Source organism: Vibrio sp. 10N.222.46.A1 (assembly GCF_041473595.1).
Classification (GTDB): Bacteria; Pseudomonadota; Gammaproteobacteria; order Enterobacterales; family Vibrionaceae; genus Vibrio; species Vibrio tasmaniensis_A.
Genome location: NZ_JBFRSN010000981.1, coordinates 1 through 4,595, shown reverse-complemented (window position 1 = coordinate 4,595; position 4,595 = coordinate 1). Strand labels below are relative to the sequence as shown.

Sequence of the window (4,595 nt, the reverse complement as noted above, 5' to 3'; positions counted from 1 at the left end):
TTGTCAATTATATGTAGCCTTAGATTTCTTTAATGGTTTATTAATAAATGATACAACGAGATTATTATCACTCACTGCGGGTAATAATAATGATATGGATAGTATCAATGGCAGTGATATAGATAGTGTTAATGGCAGGGATATAGAATGCCAAGCTTTATATCCACTGGCTGAATATAAATACAGTAGCTTCGAAGATATTAATATAAAGCGTAAGGTAGTCTCTCCGATCGTTAAAGAGAACAAACGCCTTTGCTCTTTACCGATGCATTGGAATCACTTCGAATTAACCAATAATTCATCGCAACCACGCGTGATTACGCTTGCTCAGCCGCTACAAAACTTGATTGGCTCTACCTACCAAAAAGGCCGTGATGGCATTCAGGATTCGGCATGTACCTTGTCTCAAAATCCGATTGCTCAGCAGCATGAAGTGGTTAACTTAAAAGGCGAAAGTCACAGTTTTACGGGTGTTCAATTGTCTAGCCAATCGCCTTATCAAAGCGATATTGAAGGCGAAGTGGTGTTTGGTGTTCAAGCGGATAACCATTTGACTGAATCTGGTAAGGTTTCGATTTCTGTCAAACCAACGCTTTATACCTCTAAGACTGCTCAGCAAACAGAGTTCGCACTGAAAACAGGCCGTACCAACGCTGAATTCCAAACAGGAATTTATACGGGGCGTGAAGCATTGAGCGCATTGGTTGTTGTTCAGGTTGAATTAGAAGCGGGTGAGTCTGTTGACCTGCGTTTTGCACAGGTGATGGCTCACAGCAAAGTCATGCTTAATGGTTGGCACTCAGATAAGGCTTACACGCAATTTTACCCGCAAGTAAAGCCTGCATTACCTATGTTAGAAGACATGTTGCCAAAGCTCGAAGCCATTGAGCAGCAGATCGTCGCACAACAAACAACTTTCTTAGAGCAAGCTCAAAACAAGATCTCGCAGCCTGAATCGGCACTTCGCTATGCGACGATGGCGATGAACTCATTGTCGTTCTTAGCGGAATCAACGGTATGGGACAAAGAAGATAAGTTCTTAGTAAAAGAGTGTGTCGACTACCCATTCTTTAACTCTCTGGATGTGTACTTCTACGGCTCATTTTCGCTGCTTTATTTGCTGCCTGAGCTTGATGGCTGCGTGATGAAAGCGTTCTCGAAAGCCATTTTGGCGGAAGACTTTACCGAGCGCCGATACTGGGAATACGAAGCGACGCCTAATGCAGAATTGATTGATGACAAGTACCAAGGCGTACGTGCCATTCGAGGCGCGGTAATCCACGACTTGGGCAGCCCATTCGACATCCAGCCTGACGCGTACAGCTGGCACAACGTGAAAGAGTGGAAGGACTTAGCACCGAAATACATTCTGATGGTGTACCGCCACTATCAAAACACACAAGATATTTCTGTGGTTAAAGAGTGCTGGCAGGCCGTAACAGAGAGCATCGATTTCTTATCGAACTTGATCGCTGAAGGCGATGATTTGCCGCTAACCCGTGGAACAGACGATACCTTTGATAACCTAGCTTCTCACGGCATCTCTATTTATTGTGCGAGCCTGTGGGTTGCTGGCTTGCAAGCCGCGAGCGAACTTGCTCAATTGATGGGTGAAAGCGAGCGAGCTAGCGGTTACTTAACGCGTTCTAAAAAGGCGTTGGCAACCGTTGAGCAAAGCTTGTGGGATGACAAAGAGGGTTACTACCACTTCTTCGTGACGCCAGTTCAAGCCAAGCATTTAACAGGTGAAGGCTATCAAGCTCTGGAAACCTTAGGACTTTCATTGACTGGTGATGCGATTGCTGACAAGAACACGCTCAATACCTATCTCAATGAAACGGATACTTCCATCAGCATCAGTAAGGTATCTCAAAGAGTCTCTAAGAAACGCTTGCTGAGTGAGACGGCGCCACAAGCCTTTACTCAAGAATACTTAGATTTAGTGCCAGATTCCGACAACAGCTTTGGCGATGCCTTGTTGGCTGACAGCTACCTAAAGCTCATCGGTTTAGAAGGTATTTTCCCGCAAGAGAACATCCAACGCGCACTAGACTATGTTTATAAGCATAACTTCGAAATTAACAGCCCTAAGCTTGGGGTTGCGAATATGACGTTGGCCGATGGTTCGCCGCATGAGGCATTTCAGGCTCAAGATGTGTGGATTGGTGTGCAGTTTAGTGTCGCAACGGCGTTGAGTCTGGCAGGTAAAAACCAGCAAGCAGAAACATTGATGGATACCGTGTATACCGCACTCTATGACTATTCAAAAATTCCATTTGCAGCGCCAGAAGGGTTCAATTGCTCTGTGTCTGTCAATGAGGCAGATCTTATAGAAGCATTTAAATTGACGCAAAATGATGCGAAAAACTGGCTAAGTGTACTTAAATGTCAAAACTGTGTGCTGTCTGACGGTCGGATTAATCCAACCTTGACGAAAGATACTGATAATTTTGTTAAAATGGTGAGCGGTGAAATTCCGTTAGAAAAGCTGGCAGGCTTACACAAATGGTTACTGAGTACTGGCTTGAAATATACGGCTGGTCGTTACTTCAGACCGGGGATGATCTTCGCTTACATGTATTAACTTAATGACACGAGTTTTAACGAAAGCAGTGGTATGCAGGTAGAAACTGATGGGGAGCTTAAAGCTCCCCGAATGTCACTTGATTAGGGATTCGAGATGCGCACTAAAACAAAAAAAACAACAGTATACGATGTAGCAAGACTGGCTGGTGTTTCTCCCAGCACTGTGTCTCGCTTCCTTAATCGAACCACTTATGTGTCTGACGATAAAAGCCAAAATATTGAGCAAGCGATTAAAGACACTGGCTACAAACCTAATTTTCAAATGCAAGAAAACACCAACCGACGTTCACTCACCATTGGTGTCTTGGTGCAACACCCTGACAGCCCTTATACCAGTCGTATTCTCAATGACATGGAGAAAACACTGATCGCTCAAGGCTATTCGTTAGTGATCGCGACAGGGCATTGGCAGAAAAAGTTAGAAATGCACGCGTTGGAGTATCTCGCAAAAAGTAACGTGGATGGCATGATCATCGTGACAGGAAGCATTACTCAGGAAGAGATTGCCAAGTATGCACAAGACATTCCTATCGTGATGGTTGGCTACGATTTTGTTGAGAATAATGTCCGCTCCATCAACATTGATAACGTGTTGGGCGGCTACATGGCAACCTTACATTTACTGCAACAAGGGCATGTGAATATTGCTCATATTAAGGGGCTTTCAACTCAACCTGATTCGGGAAATCGCTTTGAAGGCTATAAGAAAGCACTTCAAGAGGCGGGTATTAAAGTGATGCCAAAACTCGTTAAACAGGGTGATTTCAGTAGTGAGTCAGGCTACGAGAAAACGGTAGAGTTGATTGAATCTAAGGTTCACTTCTCCGCCTTGTTTGCTGCTAATGACCAAACGGCTTACGGTGCGATTAAGGCGCTGTCTGACCACGGTTATAAAGTGCCAGAAGATGTGTCTGTGATTGGGTTTGATGACTTGCCAACGTCGAAGTATTTTACGCCAGCGTTAACCACCTTAAGGCAGCCGATTGAAGAGATTGGCGAAGTGTGTGCTCAGTCGATCTTGAACTTGTTATCTGGCGAACGGCATGAAGCTCGATTGCCACCCATTGATTTAATCGTCAGAGAGTCGACCAAGTCTCTGTATCGTTAATTTCAAGGCAAGCCTCAAGGTGGTGCGCCCGTGATGATTCGCTTCGGGACAAAAGCAAGTTTGAGAACAGCAGAGTGAAGGCTTTCCAAGCATACGATTCAAGCCGGATAGAAGTAGTCAAGATAGTTTTGAAGTAACCTACAGGTCCTCACCGGAGTAGCAATATCGCCCAGCATCTTCATCACTCATCCAGTAATTATCAATATAGATCCTTGCGCTTGAAGGAGACGAGTCATGTTCATTTTTAAACACTAAAACGTCTTGAAATCCATATTGACGCAGATTGCCTTTGATGTAAGAGCCTGAATTCAAGCCAGAGTATGGAGGGTAGGCCTCAGCTAATAACCAACCCTTTGATGTATTAATCGCCATGTGATCATTTTCACATTCATAATGGTCATTTGCTATATATCCCCATTCTTCACTAGCATAGATCTTTGTGGCACCAACGCAGAACAAAAGAGCAATAATAGCTTTGATTTTAGAGTTTTTCATAATAATCTCATATGTAGAATTGAATGGATTGGCACGCGCTAATCATTCTATCTCACTTTCCGCAGACTTAAATTATCACTATCTTCTGGTGCATCGCTCATTCAAATATCTCCATCTTTCTCGCAATCATTTGCAAGAGGACATTTGAAAAAAGCTAGTAACTTCTACGGGGCAATAGTGATCATTTTTGTAATTATTTTCATCTGGTTACACGAATCGATCTGGGACAAAAGCGTCTTAGTTTAAAAGAAACTTAGGTGGCTCAATTAAGAGAGGTTCTAAAACGTTATAGGCTCTCTCTTTGGCTTTTTGGGTCGCGTTTTCAGCTGTTGCCGCTAGGATGATATCTCGTTCTTCTGCTGTAACGATAACAGTGAAAAAAATCGCTTCGAGGACTCTATATGGA

3 protein-coding genes are annotated in these 4,595 nt (G+C 43.7%); 2 read left to right on the top strand and 1 reads right to left on the bottom strand.

All coding sequences use genetic code 11. The features are described 5' to 3' along the window. A partial coding sequence (locus AB4496_RS22800; protein ID WP_372132066.1) for a GH116 family glycosyl hydrolase occupies positions 1 to 2,584 on the top strand: 2,584 nt, incomplete at its 5' end. 96 nt (positions 2,585 to 2,680) lie between these two features. Next, a complete protein-coding gene (locus AB4496_RS22795; protein ID WP_102257654.1) occupies positions 2,681 to 3,694 on the top strand; it encodes a LacI family DNA-binding transcriptional regulator in 1,014 nt (337 codons plus the stop codon). Between the two features lie 138 nt (positions 3,695 to 3,832). Here the strand turns inward: AB4496_RS22795 and AB4496_RS22790 are convergent, their stop codons facing one another. Continuing rightward, positions 3,833 to 4,189, bottom strand: a complete 357-nt coding sequence (locus AB4496_RS22790; protein ID WP_102257653.1) for a hypothetical protein — start codon at positions 4,187 to 4,189, stop codon at positions 3,833 to 3,835. Between the last annotated feature and the right edge of the window lie 406 nt (positions 4,190 to 4,595).